We start from the raw sequence: 16,755 nt of genomic DNA on the forward strand, positions 1-16,755 counted from the left end.
GTCACGGTGGCTCCTTCGTCGAACATCACAAATCGGCAACTGTCACTTGTCAGCTTACCGGCGAGTAGGTAATCTCACATCAGCTTACTTTCTCGACAGTAAGTTAAACAGGGGCGTGCCCCAACCCGTTGCACAACGACCGTGTCAAGGAGACGCAATGAAGCTCGGAAAGTCACTGATCGCGTGGACGGCGATCACCGTCCTCAGCGCTACGGCGCTGGCCGGATGCTCGTCAGGCGCCAGCAATGGCAACAAGGACTCGGCGAGCTCAGGCTCGCTCACGGTCGCCAAGCCCGATGGTGCCGGCGTCCTGTCGACGCAGATCAACAACCCGTTCATCGGCACCGGATCGGGCATGTCGCTCGGTTACGACCGGATGATCTACGAACCGCTGGCCATGGTCAACCCGGTCGGCAAGAACGAGACGACCCCGTGGCTCGCGTCGAAGGTCGAGTGGAACAGCGACTACACGCAGCTGACCGTCACGCCGCGGAAGGGCGTGAAGTGGAACGACGGCAAGCCGTTCACCGCCGACGACATCATCTTCACCTTCAACCTCATCAAGAACACCCCGGCGCTGGATCTGGCCGGCCTGAAGCTGGCGGACATCAAGAAGGACGGCGACAACGTCGTCATGACCTTCAGCGAGTCGAAGTTCGTCAAGCAGGGCGATGTGCTGCAGATCAGCATCGTCCCCGAGCACCAGTGGAAAGACATCGCCGACCCGACGAAGGATCCGGTGAAGGATGCCGTGGGCACCGGCCCTTACACGGTCAAGTCCTTCTCATCGCAGGGCGTCGTGCTCGACGCGCGCAAGGACTACTGGGGCGGCGACGTTCCGGTCGGGCAGCTGAAGTACCTCGAGTACAACGACAACACCGGTCTGCTGCGTGCTCTGCAGAACGGCGAGACCGACTGGGCGCAGATCTTCATCACCGACTACCAGACGAACTACATCGACAAGGACCCCGACCACAACGTGTTCTGGGGAGCCAACGTGCTCAGCCCCGACATGATCCTGGTCAACACCACGAAGGCGCCGTTCAACGACGTCGCGTTCCGCAAGGCCGTGAACATGGTCGTCGACCGCAAGGCGCATGCCGAGAAGGCGCGCAGCAACGCCGGCCCCGAGCTGACCAGCGTCACCGGCATTCCGCAGCCGACCGGTGACCAGTACATCGCACCGGACTACAAGGACAAGAACTTCACCATCGACGTCGAGGGGGCCAAGAAGGTGCTCTCCGACGCCGGGTACACCTGGAAGGACGGCGCACTGATCGACCCGAAGGGCAAGGCGGTGTCGTTCACGCTGCAAGACCCGCAGGGCTGGAACGACTACGTCACCGGCATCCAGCTGGTCGCCTCGCAGGTGAAGAAGACGCTGGGCGCGGACGCGAAGGTCGCCACCCCCGACGCCGACACCTGGACCACCAACATGGCCACAGGCAACTTCGACGCCGCGCTGCACTGGTCGGGCTCGGGCTCGAACCCGTGGCACATCTATGACGACGTCATGAACGGCGCCTACCTCGAGCAGGCGGCCGACGGCAAGGTGTCTGACAACTTCGGGCGCTACAACAACCCGGAGGCCACGGCGCTGCTCAAGGAGTACGCACAGGCGTCCGACGACGCCACCCGTACCGCCGCTCTCAACAAGATCCAGAAGATCTTCGTCGAGGACGTGCCGGCCATCCCGATCGGGACCCACCCGCAGCTGGCCGAGTACAACACCCGCAACTACACCGGCTGGCCGAGCGAAGACGATCAGTACGCCACGGCTGACCCGACGCAGCCGTCGGCCGTGCAGGTGCTGATGAATCTGAAGCCCGCCAAGTAAGCACTCCTGCCGACCGGCCGTTGAGTGAAGCTCTCCGGACTTCGCCCAACGGCCGGCGGCTCCTCCCGAAGGACAGCCATGACAGATCCCCTCCTGTCGGTACGCGACTTCTCCGTCGTGTACGACGTGGACCCGCCGGTGAAGGCGGTCGCGAACGTCAATCTTGAGATCCAGCGCGGTGAGATCGTCGGCCTCGCCGGCGAAAGCGGGAGCGGCAAGACGACGCTCGCCTACGGCGTGCAACGCCTGCTGAAGCCCCCGGCGGTGATCACCAGCGGCAGCGTCGTCTTCCACGACGCCAGCGGTGATGACATCGATTTGCACGCCCTGGACGCCGAGCAGATGCGTCGGTTCCGCTGGGACCGGATCTCGATGGTCTTCCAAGGCGCGATGAATGCGCTCAACCCCGTCGCCACCATCGGATCGCAGTTGGATGACGTGTTCGTCATCCATCGGCCGGGTATGACGCGCAAAGACCGTCGCGCCGCCGTGGCCGAGCTGCTGGACATCGTGAAGGTCGGGGCACAGCGCGCACGGTCGTACCCGCACGAGTTGTCGGGCGGTATGCGACAGCGGGTGATGATCGCCATGGCTCTTGCGCTGCGCCCGCAGCTGATGGTGATGGACGAGCCGACCACAGCACTCGACGTGCTCGTTCAGCGTGAGATCCTGAAGCAGATCTCGCAGCTTCGTCGGGAGTTCGGCTTCTCGGTGGTGTTCATCACCCACGATCTCCCCCTGCTTCTCGAGATCAGCGACCGCATCGCGATCATGCGTGAAGGAGAGATCGTCGAGCTGGCCGATGCGCGAGACATCTGGACGAATCCTCAGCATGAGTACACGCGCAGCCTGCTCAGCTCATTCCCACGGCTGACCGGCGAGAGGGGAGTGGTGGTGCGATGACCGTGCTCGAGTTCAAGAACGTCACCAAGATCTACAACGTCCGCGGCTCGGGCCAGATCAAAGCTCTCGACGATGTGAGCTTCACCCTCAACTCCCACCAGACGATCGGCCTGGTGGGCCAGTCCGGCAGCGGCAAGTCGACGATCGCGAAGATCCTCACGCAGCTGGAGGTGCCCACGCGTGGCGAAGTGCTCCTGGACGGCGCTCCCATCCCGCGCAGCGGCAAGGGACTGCGCCGGTACCGGCAGCAGCTGCGCATGGTCTTCCAAGACCCCTTCGCGTCGCTGAATCCCTATCACTCCATCCGTCACCACATCGAACGGCCCCTGCGACTGGACAAGGTGGTTCCCCGCAACGAGGTCGACGACGAGGTGCGTCGTCTTCTCGAGCGCGTGCGGCTCGACGCCGACGCGGTCATGGAGCGACGCCCGCACGAGCTGTCCGGCGGGCAGCGGCAGCGCGTCGCGATTGCCCGTGCGCTCGCTTCCCGCCCCGCACTGCTGGTGGCCGACGAGCCCGTGTCGATGCTCGACGTGTCGATCCGCCTCGGCGTGTTGAATCTGCTTGCGGATCTGCAGCGCGAAGAGGGCCTCGGCGTGCTCTACATCACGCACGACCTCGCGACCGCGAGGCACTTCAGCGACGAGATCATGGTGCTCAACCAGGGCAGGGTCGTCGAACGCGGACCCGCAGACGACGTCATCCTGCGTCCGAAGGACCCGTACACCCGCGAGTTGCGGGCGGCCTCCCCGGATCCCGAGGAGTTCTTCGGCACGGCATCCACCCCCGCACAGACCATCGGAGGTGCGCGATGAGCGCTGACATGACGACATCCACCGATCAACGTCCCTCGGATCCGGCAGTTCAGAGCGCCGAGTCGGCGACGCCGATGGACCCGACGCTCGTCGGGACGACGGCGACGGTCGCCGAGCGCGGCGGCATCCGCGTGCCGTGGCGGTTCATCGTCGGGCGGGCGGCGTTCTACCTGTTCACGGCCTGGGCCGCGATCACCATCAACTTCTTCCTTCCCCGCATGATGAAGGGCGATGCGGTCGACGCCTACATGGCGCGCAGCCAGGGACAGCTGCCGCCCGAGGCAGAGAAGGCGCTGCGCGCCCTGTTCGGCCTCGACAAGTCCGTGCCGCTGTGGCAGCAGTACTTCGACTACTGGGGCAGACTGTTGCACGGCGACCTCGGGCTGTCGATCTCGACAGGCATGGCGCCGGTCGGTCAGGCCATCGCATCGGCCCTGCCGTGGACGCTCGGGCTCGTGGGCGTCGCGACGATCATCTCGTTCCTCGTCGGCACCGTGCTCGGCGCTGTCATCGGATGGCGACGCGGCGGGCGCCTGGACGCGCTCGTGCCCGTGACGACGTTCATGGGCACCGTGCCGTACTTCTGGCTCGGGTTGATCTTCATCGCGGTGTTCTCCACCATCATGGGCTGGTTCCCCGCCGGGCACGCGTATGAGGTGGGGGTGGAGACCGGGTGGAACACGGAGTTCATCGGTCAGGTGATCTCACATGCCGCGCTCCCGGTGATCACCATCGTCATCGCATCGATCGGCGGCTGGGTGCTGGGCATGCGCAACATGATGCTCACCGTGCTGGACGAGGACTACATCACCGTCGCGCAGGCGAAGGGCATGCCTAACAAGCGTGTGCTCTGGCGCTACGCGGCCCGCAATGCGGTGCTCCCGCAGATCCAGAGCTTCGCACTCGCACTGGGCTTCATCGTCGGCGGCACGATCGTGATGGAGATGGTGTTCTCCTACCCCGGGATCGGGCTGCTGCTCCTCAGCGCGACCAACGCGAAGGATTACGCACTGATGCAGGGGATCTTCCTCGTGCTGGTCCTGGCCGTGCTGGTCGCCAACATCCTGGCCGACATCGCGTACGCGATCCTCGACCCCCGCACCCGTCAGACGGAGGCCTGACCATGACCGCTCCTGAGATGACCGCCCCGGCCACGGTCGCTGCGGTGAAGAAGAAGACCTTCTGGACGCAGCTGTCGGCCTCGATGGCGATGTTCAGCAATCCGAAGTCGGCGGCGGGGCTCATCATCCTGGGCATCTTCGTGCTCGTCGCGATCTTCGCCCCGCTGATCGCCCCGTACGACCCGACCGCGCAGAACCTCGATGCGACGCTGCAGGCTCCCTCGTTCCAGCACCTCCTGGGCACGACGCACATCGGCGAGGACGTCTTCAGTCAGATCATCTACGGCACCCGCGGCGTGCTCGTGGTCGGGTTTCTCGCGACGATCATGGCCACCGTGGTCGCCGTCGTCGTCGGCGTGACTGCAGGCTACCTGCGGGGGTGGAAGAGCGAGTCGCTCTCGGCGCTGTCGAACGTCTTCCTCGTCATCCCCGGGCTGCCGCTGATGATCATCATCGCCTCGCAGTTCGCCGACCCGCCGTTGTGGATCATCGCCGCGGTCCTCGGACTGACCGGGTGGGCGTGGGGTGCGCGCGTGCTGCGCGCACAGACCATGTCGTTGCGCAACCGCGACTTCGTCCAGGCCGCGCGGGCCAACGGCGAGCCGCTGCACCGCATCATCCTGGTCGAGATGCTGCCGAATCTCATGGCGCTCATCGCCTCGAGCTTCGTCGGCACGATGACCGCGGCCGTGCTGGGGCTGACGACCCTCGCGTTCATCGGGGTCATCCCGGTGTCGAACCTCAACTGGGGAACGATTCTGTTCTGGGCCCAGCAGAACAGTGCCTTCCCCGATTACTGGTGGTGGTACGTGCCGGCTGGCCTGTGCATCGCCTTTGTGGGCGTCGCCCTCGCTCTGATCAACTTCGGCATCGACGAGTACGTCAACCCGCGCCTGCGCTCGGCCGGAGAGCGCGCCCGGGCGATGAAGAAGAAGGGCCTCAACGTGAACGACGCCGTGACAGCCGTGCGTACCGCAGACGACGAAGAAAGCAAGGCATGACGATTCTCTCCACAGCCACCCTCGCCTATCGTGATCCGTCGCGTTCGACCGCCGAGCGGGTCGCCGACCTGCTGGGGCGGATGACGCTGGCCGAGAAGGTCGGGCAGATGCTGCAGCTGGACGCCCGGGGTGATCTGGACGACATAGTGCTGCACCGGCATGCGGGGTCGATCCTGCACACCTCGCCCGAGCGCATCGTGCAGGCCAACGTCCTGACCGGCCGTACCCGGCTGGGTATCCCGCTGCTCGTGGCGGAGGACTGCATCCACGGCCATTCCTTCTGGCCGGGCGCGACCATCTTCCCGACGCAGCTGGGACTTGCCGCCAGCTGGGACGCCGACCTGCTCGAGCGGGTCGCCCGTGTGACCGCTGTGGAGGTCGCGGCCACCGGCATCCACTGGACCTTCTCGCCCGTGCTCTGCATCGCCCGTGACCTGCGCTGGGGCCGTGTGGACGAGACCTTCGGCGAGGACCCGTTCCTCATCGGCGAGCTCGCTTCGGCGATGGTGCGCGGCTATCAGGGTGCCGGGCTCGACGATGCCACGGCGATCCTGGCGACGGCGAAGCACTTCGCCGGATACTCCGAGACCCAGGGCGGTCGCGACGCGAGCGAGGCCGACATCTCGCGTCGCAAGCTGCGCAGCTGGTTCCTGCCGCCGTTCGAGAGGGTGGCGCGGGAGGGATGCCGCACCTTCATGCTCGGCTACCAGAGCACCGACGGTGTGCCGATCACGGTGAACGACTGGCTGCTCAGCGACGTGCTCAAGGGGGAGTGGGGCTACACCGGCACCCTCATCACCGACTGGGACAACGTGGGCCGCATGGTGTGGGAACAGCACGTGCAGCCCGACTACGCGCACGCGGCGGCAGCCGCGACCCGCGCCGGCAACGACATGATCATGACGACGCCCGGATTCTTCGAAGGCGCCTTGCAGGCGGTGGAGGAGGGGATGCTGCCGCCTGACGCCTTCGACGACGCCGTGGCCCGTATCCTCACCCTGAAGTTCGACCTGGGGCTGTTCGAAGACCCGCGGCTGCCGCAGAGCGGGCTGGAGCGCGTTGTGGGCTCGCAGGAGCACGCAGCTCTCAACCTCGAGGCCGCACGTCGGTCGATCGTGCTGCTCGAGAACGACGGAACCTTGCCGCTGGCCGATCGTGCGGCGTCCATCGCCGTCGTCGGGCCTCTCGCCGACGACGCCCAGTACCAGCTGGGGGACTGGGCCGGAGGGTCGGGGCAGGCCGGTTGGCTCGACGGTCAGCCGCGCGCGATGATCACGACCGTCCTTGACGGCATCCGCGAGCTCGCGCCCGAGGGCTCGAGTGTGACATACACGCGCGGCGCCGACATCCTGACCATGCAGCCCGACCCGGCCGGGGCCACGTTCCCCGACGGGCAGCCGCGACCGCCGATCGTGCACCCGTGCGCGCCCGACGACGCGCGGATCGCCGAGGCGGTCGAAGCGGCGTCGACCGCCGACGTCGTCGTGGCGGTCGTGGGTGACCACATCGAGCTCGTCGGCGAGGGCCGCTCGACCGCGACGCTCGAACTGATCGGCGGGCAGAACGCGCTCCTGGATGCGGTGATCGCCACCGGTACGCCGGTGGTCGTCGTGCTGCTGGCGTCCAAGCCGCTCGTGCTGCCGGCCTCGGTGCAGGACGCCGCGGCCATGCTGTGGATCGCGAACCCCGGCATGCAGGGCGGGCGCGCGCTGGCCGAGGTGCTCACCGGCCGTGTCGAGCCCTCGGGTCGACTGCCGATCTCGTTCGCGCGGCATGCCGGCCAGCTGCCGATCTACTACAACCGCATCCGCGGCCAGCATGGCGATCGCTACGCCGACCTCACGCAGGCACCCGCCTGGGCGTTCGGCCAGGGTCTGTCATACACGACGGTCGAGTACGCCGACCTGACGCTTGCCGACACCGAACTGGGCGAGGCTGACACCCTTGTGGCCGAGGTGACCGTGCGCAACACCGGAGAGCGGCCCGCGCGCGAAACCGTGCAGCTCTACATCTGCGACGAGGTGACGACGGTCAGCTGGGCAGAGAAGGAGCTCAAGGCCTATCGGCAGGTCGACATCGCGCCCGGCGCCTCGGAGCGGGTACGTATCGAGCTTCCGGTGGCCGAGTGCACGATCGTGGATGCCGCGGGCCGACGCATCGTCGAGGCCGGGCGCTTCCGGGCTCTGGCGGGCCCGTCGTCGCGCGATGCGGATCTGCTGGCGGCGGAGTTCACCGTTCGCTGAGCACGGCGGCGGTGTCGGTCACCGCGATCTGCGGCGGATACAGACCCAACACGTGCAGGGCGGCGGTATGGTTCTCGGCCGTCGACCCTGCACAGGCGTCGGCCGCGATCTCCACGTGCGCGCCGGCGTCGGCCGCCGGCAGCGCCGTGGAGATCACACAGCAGTCCGTCGACACTCCGCACAGCACCAGGTGCGGTGCTCGGCCGGTGATCCGCTCGAGTTCGGGACCCCATTTGCCGAAGGTGGGCAGATCCAGCGTCGGGTGAGGCGACAGGCCCGCGGCATCCGGCACCAGCGCGTACAGCGGATCACCGGCCGGCACGTCCGCGAACGGCCAGGCGGCGAAGTAGTCGCCCCACGCCGTCGTGCGATCGGCCGTCGGCAGCCACCGCGTGACGATGACGCGGTCGCCGAACGCGTCGGCGAGGCGCCGGATGTTCGCCATGGCCGCGGGGAAGGTCGGCGATCCCCACGGCGAGTCGGGTGCGGCGAAGATCGCCTGCGGGTCGACGACGACCAGCCATCGGTCGGTCATACGGCCTCCTGCCGGCGGATCTTCCCCGCACGCGCAAACCAGCACACGATGAAGCCGATGACCAGGGCCAAGAACACGCCGAGGTTCGCGTATGCCCAGTCACCGTCCTTGCCGCCGATGAGGAACAGGAGGTAGCCCTGCCAGTTGTTCCAGCTCGCGTCCTGCGCGAAGTTGTTGATCACGAAGCCCCAGCCGATCACCGACGCGACGATCATCGTGATGATCGACGTCCAGTCCCACGAACCGTAGCGACCCTTCGCATCGAAGAGGGCGGCGTCGTCGTAGTCCTTCCGGCGGTGCAGGATGTCGGCGATGAGGATGCCGGCCCAAGCTGCCAGCGGAACGCCGAGCGTGATCAGGAAGCTCTGGAACGGGCCGAGGAAGCTCTGGGCGAAGAACACCACCCAGATTGTGCCGAGGGTGAGGATCACGCCGTCGATTGCAGCGGCGGACGGACGGGGGATGCGGATGCCGAGGCTCAGCAGCGTCAGCCCCGACGAGTAGATGCCCAAGACAGCGCCGGAGACGAGCGCGAGGATCGCGGTGATGAGGAACGGCACGAGCACCCAGACCGGCAGGATCTTCGCGAGCGCGCCGACGGGGTCGTTCTGCACGCCCTGGAACAGCTCGTCGTTCGAGCCGGCCAGCAGCAGGCCGAAGATCACGAGGATCACCGGCGCGATCGCGCCGCCGAACGTGTTCCACCAGACGATCGCGCCGTCTGACGCCGTGCGCTTCTGGTAGCGAGACCAGTCGGCGGCGATGTTGATCCAGCCGAGGCCGAACCCGGTCATGACCATGACGAGCGCGCCGATGACGTGGCCGATGTTGCCCGACGGCTGCGCCATGACCCCGGCGAGGTCGATCTGCGGGATCGCAAGGATGATGTACAGGATCGTGACGATGCCGGTGATCCACGTGAGCACCGACTGCAGCTTCATGATCGTGTGGTAGCCGAGCACGGAGGCCGCCACGATGAGGGCCGCGACGATGAGGATCGCGGCGATCTTGAGCCACACGCTGTCGCCGTCGCCGCCGAGTTCGGAGATGATCGTCGCCGTGGCGAGCACCGCCGTGATGGACAGGAACGTCTCCCACCCGATCGAGGTCAGCCAGGAGACGATGCCGGGCACCTTCTGCCCGTGCACGCCGAACGCGGCGCGGGAGAGAACCATGGTCGGGGCCGAGCCGCGCTTGCCGGCGATGGCGATCAGGCCGCACAGGAAGAACGAGACCACGATACCGATGACCGAGACGATCGTGGCCTGCCAGAACGAGATGCCGAAGCCGAGCACGAACGAGCCGTACGACATGCCGAAGACCGACACGTTGGCGGCGAACCAGGGCCAGAAGAGGTCGCGAGGTTTCGCCGCGCGGTCGGACTCCGGGATGATCTCGATGCCGGTGCGCTCGATGAGCGTCGATGTGGGCAGAGTCTCGTCGGGTGCGGACACGGTGCCTCCCAGGGGCAGAATGGTGCGAGCATCCCCATCCTGGCACGGAGTCTCGGACGGGATTGCGCCGATGCGTCGGTAGGGGGACGCTGGAGTATGGGCGCACGTCGGGCGGGTCTGGTCGCGGTCACGGTCACGGTGTTGGTCCTCGTGACCGGGTGCACCCCCACCTCCTCGAACCTGCCGGCCACCGGCATCCCGTCCTCGTCCGCCACCGGCGACGCGACGATCGTGCGCGGGCTCGAGGCACCCTGGTCGCTGGCGATGCTTCCGGACGGTGGTGCGCTCGTGTCGCAGCGTGACGACGGCAGGATCCTGGAGATCTCGGCCGTCGACCACGCCCTGCGCGAGGTGGGCACCGTGCCCGGCGTCGTTGCCCAGAGCGAGGCGGGCCTGAACGGCATCGCGGTCTGGAAGGGCGACGGCGGCACCTGGCTGTACGCCTACCACGCGTCCGCGGACGACAATCGGGTGGTGCGGATGCCACTGCTCGGTCCCTCGGGCTCGTATCGGCTCGGTGATGCCCAGATCGTGCTGCGCGGCATCCGCAAGGCGTCGTTCCACAACGGCGGCCGGCTCGCGTTCGGACCCGACGGGATGCTGTACGTCACGACCGGGGACGCGGGCCAGTCCTCGGACGCACAGGACACGTCGAGCCTGAACGGCAAGATCCTCCGCATCACCCCCGAGGGAGCGCCCGCCCCCGGCAACGCTTTCGGCAACGCGGTCTACAGCTACGGCCACCGCAACGTGCAGGGGATCGCCTGGACCGGTGACGGCGTGATGTGGGCCGACGAGTTCGGTCAGGACACCTGGGATGAGCTGAACGTCATCGTTCCCGGCGGTGATTACGGCTGGCCGGTCGTCGAGGGCATCGCGCATGACGACCGGTATCGAGATCCGCTGCTGCAGTGGCACACCGACGAGGCGAGCCCGAGCGGCCTGACGGCAGTCGGCGACGTGCTGTATCTGGCCTGCCTGCGCGGTGAGCGGCTATGGCGGGTGAAGACCGACGGCGACAGCGTCGTCGGCGAGCCGGTGGCGTTGCTGCAGGGGAACGGACGACTGAGGGATGCCGCGCTCGCCGAAGACGGGACGCTCTGGGTGCTCACGAACAACACCGACGGACGAGGCAGTCCTCGGGAAGGCGACGATCGCGTCCTGCGGTTCGCAGTAACGTGACGGCATGACCACAATCGGCCGCGGCCTGCAACCGGGTGGCACCCACCTGGTAGAGAATCAGCCGGAATGGCGCGTCGACGTCGACGAATACGCCTTGAACCTCCCGCTCACGCAGGGCGTGGAGGCGTTCGGCGCCGGCTGGGCGGGCGACGACCTGCACGAGATCGGCGCGCTCGTGGGCAGCGAGGACTTCCAGCGCGATGCGTTCCTCGCCCATGCGCACCCGCCCGTCGCCCACACCTTCGATCGTTGGGGCTTTCGGCTCGATGAGGTCGAGTACGACGAGTCGTACCACCGCATCATCGGATCCGCGATCGCCCGCGGTGCGCACACCTCGGCGTGGGCCGACCCGCGTCCGGGCGCTGCCGTCGCGCGTGCAGCGGCCTTCATGCTGTTCGCACAGATCGAGCCGGGTCATGCCTGCCCGATCTCGATGACGCATTCGGCCGTGGCATCCCTCAAAGAATCCCCGTGGATCGCCGACACGTGGCTGCCCCGGTTGTACTCACGCGAGTACGACCGGCACCTGCTGCCGGCCAGCCAGAAGCCGAGCGCCCTGATCGGCATGGCCATGACCGAGAAGCAGGGCGGGTCGGACGTGCGGGCCAACACCACGGTCGGCGTGCACGTGAGTGGGCACAGCTACCAGATCAGCGGGCACAAATGGTTCTGCTCGGCGCCGATGTCAGACGCTTTCCTCGTGCTCGCACAGACTCGCCGCGGCGGGACGGAAGAGGGCCTTTCGTGCCTCTTCGTGCCGCGCGTGCTGCCCCACGGACAGCGAAACGTGTTCCGCATCCAACGACTGAAAGACAAGGTCGGCAACAGGTCGAACGCCTCGGCCGAGATCGAGTTCGACGGTACTGTGGGACGTCTCCTGGGGGAGCCGGGGCGTGGCGTGCGCACGATCATCGAGATGGTGCAGCGCACGCGCCTCGACTGCGTCTTGGGGACCGCCGCCGGCATGCGACAGAGCGTCGCCGAGGCGGTCTGGCACGCGCGAGGCCGGCGCGCGTTCGGCCGGGATTTGGTCGATCAGCCGGCGATGACCGCAGTGCTGGCTGATCTTGCGCTTGAGTCGGAGGCCGCGATGCTTATGGGGCTGCGGCTCGCGCAGGCCTTTGAGGCCGAGGCGTCAGCAGCCGACGTTGCATTTCGACGCCTCGCCACCCCGGTGTCCAAGTACTGGGTGTGCAAGCGGGGTCCGCAACACGCCTACGAGGCCATGGAATGTCTCGGCGGCAACGGCTACACCGAGACTTTCCCGCTGGGGCGGCGGTTCCGCGAGCAGCCGGTGATGGCGATCTGGGAGGGCTCGGGAAACGTCATCGCCCTCGACGTCTTGCGTGCGCTCGCCCGCGACCCCGAATCCGCGGCCGCCCTGCAGGACGAGCTGGCATCGACACAGGGAGCGCATCGACTGCTCGACGCGCATGTCGCACGCACGATGGCGCTGCTGCATGAGATCGCGAAGGACGATCTGGATGCCGCGGCCGCCCACGCGCGCCGGCTCACCGAGGATCTCGCGCTGGCCCTGCAGGCGAGCGTGATGCTGCGTCACGCGCCGCAGGTCGATGCCGAGGCGTTCCTCTCAGCGCGCCTCGGCGACGACCGCGGATGGCAGTACGGGGTGCTGCCGCGCGGGACGGATGCCGCGGCCATCGTGGCGCGGCACTGAACATCAGCGCTCGGGGAACTTGCTCGGCAGGCAGGTCATGACCAGCACGGCGATACTGCCGAACGGAACCAGGGCGAGGAACACGAAACCCCAGGCGAAACCCGCGTCGCGCAGTCGTCGGACGAGCACGGCGAGGGTCGGGATGAAGAGTGCGAGTTCCCAGAGCCCGGCGAGCATGAACAGCGCGCTGCCGATGAGCGAGACGCCGGCGGTGGACGTGTTGCCGGCGGCGATGCCCGCCGTCGCCGACAGGATGATCACGAGACCGATGATGTACAGGACCAGGAAGACCGCGTAGTTCGCCAGGATCCACCACCAGTACTCGGCGCGTCCTGCGCGACCGGTGAACGTGGCGTACTTGCTGAAGACCGTGCGGATGGCGTCTGCCAGGCTGCGGACGACCGGGCGGTCGTCTTCGGGCGATCGCCACATCCCCACGGGCAGTGCCGCGGGCGCGGCGTAGCCGGCATATCCGGGCTGTGCGGCATAGGGCTGCTGCGCGCCGGGGTAGCCCTGCTGTGTGCCGGGGTAGCCCTGCTGTGTGCCGGGGTAGCCCTGCTGTGTGCCGGGGTAGCCCTGTGTGGTCTGGTAGGCCTGCTGACCGACGGGGTACGCCGGCTGCGCGGGTGCCGCGGGAACCTCGGGCTGCGCGGCACGGGTCTCCGAGGACCAGGCGACGCCGTTCCACCACCGCTGTCCGTCGCCTCCCTGCGGGTCGGGGTACCAGCCGGCCGGGGGCAGGGATGAGGGCGTGCTCACGGGCGATCGTCTCCTTGAAGTGGGGAAAGGCGGTACCCCCACCGTAGTGGGTGCGCCTAGCCTGGTCGGGTGGGGCTGAGGATGTTCATAGGTGGCGGGATCGCGGTGATCGCGATGGTCACTGCTGCGATCCCGAGTGCGGCGGCACCGCCGAGTGCAGCGGCGCCGGCCGCGGCATCCCTCACCGTCGTCGCCGGCACCGAAGACGATCTGATCGCGCAGGCACGCACGCGCGTGGACGCGCTCAGCCTGCGCGAGAAGGCAGCGTCGGTGGTCATGGGAACCATTCCGACCACCGACGCCGCGCTCCTGCACGACGACATGCGCCGCAGCGGCGCGGGCGGCTTCATCCTCATGGGTTCGAACGTCCCCGGCGATGAACCGGCGCTTCGGAAGCTGACCTCCGCGCTGACGATCGACCCCGCGGTGCCGCCGTTGATCGCCGTCGACGAGGAGGGCGGAGACGTCACACGGCTGCCGTGGGATCGCTTCCCGGCGGCCCGGCAGGTGCGCGATGACGCGCCCGACGTGGCGCGGCGGGCTTTCGCTGCCCGCGCCGCGCTCGTGCAGCGCGCCGGGATCGGCGTGAACTTCGGCGTCATCGCCGACGTCACTGACGACGCCGCCTCGTTCATCTACGACCGTGTGCTGGGTACGACACCGGATGCCGCGGCCGACCGCGTCGCCGCGGCGGTCGACGGTGAGTCGGGGCAGGTGCTGACGACGCTCAAGCACTTTCCCGGCCACGGGGCGGTCGAGGGCAACTCGCACGTGATGATCCCCTCCACGACGCTGTCGAAGGCGGAGTGGGAGAAGACGGATGCCGTTCCCTTTGCCGCTGGCATCGACGCGGGTGCCCCGCTATTGATGTTCGGGCACCTCGCCTACACCTCCGTCGATACGGCGCCCGCGTCGCTGTCGGCCACGTGGCACGAGATCGCGCGTGACGAGCTCGGCTTCACCGGCGTTGCTATCACCGACGACCTGGGCATGCTGCAGGCGTCCGGCGTGCCCGCCTATGCGGACCCGGTCGCCAATGCGGTGCAGGCGCTCGTCGCGGGCAACGACATGGTGCTGACGGTCATGTACACGACGCCCGAGTCGGTGACGGCGATCACCGAGGGCATCGTCGCCGCGGTGAAGGACGGCACGCTCAGCGAGGAACGGCTCGACGAGGCGGCCGTCCGCGTGATGCGGCTGCGGCTGCAGACAGCGGCAGCGGGGCGCGGGCTGCAGCCGGTCGAGCCGTGACGCTCACCGCTCCGAGGGAGGCGCCTCGGCCGGTTCGATCAGCTCGGGGCCGTTGTTGCGCACGTTGCCGACGGCCTTCGAGACGGGGAAGTCGGTGAGGGTCTCGGCGACGTCGGGTGCGGCGTCGATCGCGGCATCGAGGATGTCGCCCACGTTCTCGGTCGTGGGGTCGAGCCAGGCGTCGGCGAAGTCGGGGTCGAGGAACAGCGGCATGCGATCGTGGATCGAGCCGAGGTGCCCGATCGAGTCGCGGGTGAGGATAGTGAAGCTCAGCACCCATCGCGCCGGGTCGTCGTCTTTCAGCTCCGGGTTCTTCCACCATTCGTAGAGCCCGGCGAAGAACATCGGGGAGTCGTCGCCCGGATGGATGTAGTGCGGGATCTTCAGCCCCTCGACCGTCTTCCATTCGTAGTAGCCGGATGCCGGGACCACCGCGCGTCGCTTGATCAGGGCGTTGCGGAACATCGGCTTGTCTTCGACCTCTTCGGCGCGGGCGTTGAACGCGCGCGAGCCGATGGAGAGGTCTTTCGCCCATGAGGGGACCAGACCCCACCGGGCCGAGGCCAGGCGGCGGGTGGGGGGCTCGGTCTTGATGGAGTCGAGGACGATCGCCGCCTGGTCGGTCGGTGCGACGTTGTACGACGGCGCTGGCAGATCGTCGCCCTCCACGTCGACGCGCAACACGCCCACGAGCTCGGAACCGGCATCGGCGACCACGAACCTTCCGCACATGGCTTCAGCCTACGGTGAGGCGCCGACATCCCGCAGAGACAGCCGGCCGCGGCATCCATAGCCTCTGTCGACACCCCACGAGACGAGGAGATCTCACGAAACGAGGAGAGAAACCCGCTCGGCGGTACTCGTCCGGTGAGATCTCCTCGTCTGGTGCGGACGCGGCCGCTGGCGACGGGGCCGCGGGGGCTGTGAGGATGCCCTAGTCCCGGGCGATCCCGGCGTCTTCCAGGCGCTCGAGCAGAGCCGCGCCGTCGTCGCCGCTGACCCACGGCACCGCGGAGGCCGAGTGGTCGTTCACCGTGGTGCGCCCACCGGCGAGGACCGCCTGCGTCGACGACAGGCGCCGGATCGCGACCGCGGAGACGCTCTCCGGGTGATTGCCGGCGAACGCGGTGTAGACGGCGTCGTCGGCCTGCCCGTCGTCGCCGATCAGCAGCCATTTGATCTGCGGGAACTGCTCGGCCAGCCGCTCGAGGTTCGCGCTCTTGTGTTCGATACCGCTGCGGAACCACCGGTCGTGTGTCGGCCCCCAGTCGGTCAGAAGCACCGCGCCGGCGGGGAACAGATGCCGGCTGAGAAACCGCAGCAGCGTCGGTCCCACGTTCCATGCCCCCGTGGAGAGGTAGACGACCGGCGCCCCGGGGTTCTCGCGCACCAGCCGCTCCAGCAGAACAGACATCCCCGGCACCGGCTGGCGGGCGTGCTCGTCGACGACGAAGGAGTTCCACGCCGCTACCAGCGGACGCGGCAGGGCCGTGACCATGACGGTGTCGTCGACATCGCAGACGATCCCGAAGCGCGTATCGTCGCCCACCACGAACACCCGTGTCTCGACCGGCTCGCCGTCTTCGACCGACATCGCCACGGCGTGCCAGCCGGGGGAGAGGTCCGCCTGCAGCACGGTGTCGACGACGCCGCCTCGGTCGGCGACGACCTCGTGCGTCGCGTCGCCGATGCGCACGGTGACCTGCGCGAAGCCGATCGGGACCGCCAAGAAGCTGCGCCAGCCCCGCACGGACGAGTACTCGCTGCCGGCATCGCGTCGTCCTGCCGGGGTGATGAGGACGCGCCCCAGCACCCGCACCCAGCCGGCCCCGCCGTAGCCGGGGAAGGCCGCGACGGTGGGAGTGAGGCCGAGCTTGCGCGCACGTCGCTCTCGCCACGCGTGGAACCGGTATTCCAGGCGCGCGAGCCACAGCACATCGGCGCGCTGCGTCGCGGCGGAGTTCTCGGGCATCCGT

Annotated in this window: 14 protein-coding genes; 9 read left to right on the forward strand and 5 right to left on the reverse strand. The window is 67.9% G+C overall.

The features are described 5' to 3' along the window. Nucleotides 1-157: 157 nt before the first annotated feature. The 6 genes from PU630_RS07270 to PU630_RS07295 all read left to right on the forward strand — a co-directional run bounded on the left by PU630_RS07270 (nucleotide 158) and on the right by PU630_RS07295 (nucleotide 7,920). Entirely contained in the window at nucleotides 158-1,837 is a 1,680-nt protein-coding gene (locus tag PU630_RS07270) for an ABC transporter substrate-binding protein (RefSeq protein WP_275279695.1), read from the forward strand. Nucleotides 1,838-1,915: 78 nt separating this feature from the next. After that, nucleotides 1,916-2,740: an ABC transporter ATP-binding protein gene (locus tag PU630_RS07275; RefSeq protein ID WP_275279696.1), complete on the forward strand. Its 825-nt coding sequence runs from the start codon at nucleotides 1,916-1,918 to the stop codon at nucleotides 2,738-2,740. Then, nucleotides 2,737-3,555, forward strand: a complete 819-nt coding sequence (locus PU630_RS07280) for an ABC transporter ATP-binding protein (protein WP_275279697.1) — start codon at nucleotides 2,737-2,739, stop codon at nucleotides 3,553-3,555. The genes PU630_RS07275 and PU630_RS07280 overlap by 4 nt, the downstream gene beginning before the upstream one ends. 74 nt (nucleotides 3,556-3,629) lie before the next feature. Then, entirely contained in the window at nucleotides 3,630-4,676 is a 1,047-nt protein-coding gene (locus PU630_RS07285) for an ABC transporter permease (RefSeq protein WP_275280048.1), read from the forward strand. A 17-nt stretch (nucleotides 4,677-4,693) separates the two neighbouring features. After that, entirely contained in the window at nucleotides 4,694-5,677 is a 984-nt protein-coding gene (locus PU630_RS07290; RefSeq protein ID WP_428982001.1) for an ABC transporter permease, read from the forward strand. Continuing rightward, nucleotides 5,674-7,920 (forward strand): exo-beta-d-1,3/1,6-glucosidase, encoded by a 2,247-nt coding sequence (locus PU630_RS07295; protein ID WP_275279699.1) that lies wholly within the window; start codon nucleotides 5,674-5,676, stop codon nucleotides 7,918-7,920. Before PU630_RS07290 ends, PU630_RS07295 begins: the two co-directional genes overlap by 4 nt. On the opposite strand, the gene PU630_RS07300 is transcribed toward PU630_RS07295, so the two are convergent. Further along, nucleotides 7,907-8,455 (reverse strand): cysteine hydrolase family protein, encoded by a 549-nt coding sequence (locus tag PU630_RS07300; RefSeq protein WP_275279700.1) that lies wholly within the window; start codon nucleotides 8,453-8,455, stop codon nucleotides 7,907-7,909. The genes PU630_RS07295 and PU630_RS07300 overlap by 14 nt on opposite strands. Continuing rightward, nucleotides 8,452-9,909 carry a purine-cytosine permease family protein gene (locus PU630_RS07305; RefSeq protein WP_275279701.1) on the reverse strand — a complete coding sequence of 486 codons (1,458 nt, stop codon included), beginning with the start codon at nucleotides 9,907-9,909 and terminating at the stop codon, nucleotides 8,452-8,454. Before PU630_RS07305 ends, PU630_RS07300 begins: the two co-directional genes overlap by 4 nt. A 96-nt stretch (nucleotides 9,910-10,005) precedes the next feature. Here PU630_RS07305 and PU630_RS07310 point away from each other — a divergent pair, with 96 nt between their 5' ends. Together PU630_RS07310 and PU630_RS07315 are read left to right on the forward strand one after the other, a co-directional pair. Beyond that, nucleotides 10,006-11,091, forward strand: a complete 1,086-nt coding sequence (locus PU630_RS07310; RefSeq protein ID WP_275279702.1) for a PQQ-dependent sugar dehydrogenase — start codon at nucleotides 10,006-10,008, stop codon at nucleotides 11,089-11,091. Nucleotides 11,092-11,095: 4 nt separating this feature from the next. Then, nucleotides 11,096-12,769: an acyl-CoA dehydrogenase family protein gene (locus PU630_RS07315; protein ID WP_275279703.1), complete on the forward strand. Its 1,674-nt coding sequence runs from the start codon at nucleotides 11,096-11,098 to the stop codon at nucleotides 12,767-12,769. Nucleotides 12,770-12,772: 3 nt separating this feature from the next. Here PU630_RS07315 and PU630_RS07320 read toward each other — a convergent pair whose 3' ends face one another. Continuing rightward, the gene (locus tag PU630_RS07320) at nucleotides 12,773-13,528 is read right to left on the reverse strand and encodes a DUF805 domain-containing protein (protein WP_275279704.1); all 756 of its coding nucleotides are present in this window, start codon (nucleotides 13,526-13,528) and stop codon (nucleotides 12,773-12,775) included. Nucleotides 13,529-13,642: 114 nt separating this feature from the next. Between PU630_RS07320 and PU630_RS07325 the strand changes: the two genes are divergently transcribed. Further along, nucleotides 13,643-14,779, forward strand: a complete 1,137-nt coding sequence (locus PU630_RS07325; RefSeq protein ID WP_275279705.1) for a glycoside hydrolase family 3 N-terminal domain-containing protein — start codon at nucleotides 13,643-13,645, stop codon at nucleotides 14,777-14,779. 3 nt (nucleotides 14,780-14,782) lie between these two features. Here PU630_RS07325 and PU630_RS07330 read toward each other — a convergent pair whose 3' ends face one another. Next, entirely contained in the window at nucleotides 14,783-15,511 is a 729-nt protein-coding gene (locus PU630_RS07330) for an SOS response-associated peptidase (protein ID WP_275279706.1), read from the reverse strand. 202 nt (nucleotides 15,512-15,713) lie between these two features. After that, nucleotides 15,714-16,751 carry an App1 family protein phosphatidate phosphatase gene (locus PU630_RS07335; RefSeq protein ID WP_275279707.1) on the reverse strand — a complete coding sequence of 346 codons (1,038 nt, stop codon included), beginning with the start codon at nucleotides 16,749-16,751 and terminating at the stop codon, nucleotides 15,714-15,716. Between the last annotated feature and the right edge of the window lie 4 nt (nucleotides 16,752-16,755).

Origin of the sequence: Microbacterium horticulturae (assembly GCF_029094505.1) — a bacterium.
In the GTDB taxonomy this organism is placed as follows: Bacteria; Actinomycetota; Actinomycetes; order Actinomycetales; family Microbacteriaceae; genus Microbacterium; species Microbacterium horticulturae.

Coding starts and splice junctions, on each gene's coding strand:
- PU630_RS07270 (WP_275279695.1), top strand. CDS start 158: ATGAAGCTCGGAAAGTCACTGATCGCGTGGACGGCGATCACCGTCCTC.
- PU630_RS07275 (WP_275279696.1), top strand. CDS start 1,916: ATGACAGATCCCCTCCTGTCGGTACGCGACTTCTCCGTCGTGTACGAC.
- PU630_RS07280 (WP_275279697.1), top strand. CDS start 2,737: ATGACCGTGCTCGAGTTCAAGAACGTCACCAAGATCTACAACGTCCGC.
- PU630_RS07285 (WP_275280048.1), top strand. CDS start 3,630: ATGGACCCGACGCTCGTCGGGACGACGGCGACGGTCGCCGAGCGCGGC.
- PU630_RS07290 (WP_428982001.1), top strand. CDS start 4,694: ATGACCGCCCCGGCCACGGTCGCTGCGGTGAAGAAGAAGACCTTCTGG.
- PU630_RS07295 (WP_275279699.1), top strand. CDS start 5,674: ATGACGATTCTCTCCACAGCCACCCTCGCCTATCGTGATCCGTCGCGT.
- PU630_RS07300 (WP_275279700.1), bottom strand. CDS start 8,455: ATGACCGACCGATGGCTGGTCGTCGTCGACCCGCAGGCGATCTTCGCC.
- PU630_RS07310 (WP_275279702.1), top strand. CDS start 10,006: ATGGGCGCACGTCGGGCGGGTCTGGTCGCGGTCACGGTCACGGTGTTG.
- PU630_RS07315 (WP_275279703.1), top strand. CDS start 11,096: ATGACCACAATCGGCCGCGGCCTGCAACCGGGTGGCACCCACCTGGTA.
- PU630_RS07325 (WP_275279705.1), top strand. CDS start 13,643: ATGGTCACTGCTGCGATCCCGAGTGCGGCGGCACCGCCGAGTGCAGCG.
- PU630_RS07330 (WP_275279706.1), bottom strand. CDS start 15,511: ATGTGCGGAAGGTTCGTGGTCGCCGATGCCGGTTCCGAGCTCGTGGGC.
- PU630_RS07335 (WP_275279707.1), bottom strand. CDS start 16,751: ATGCCCGAGAACTCCGCCGCGACGCAGCGCGCCGATGTGCTGTGGCTC.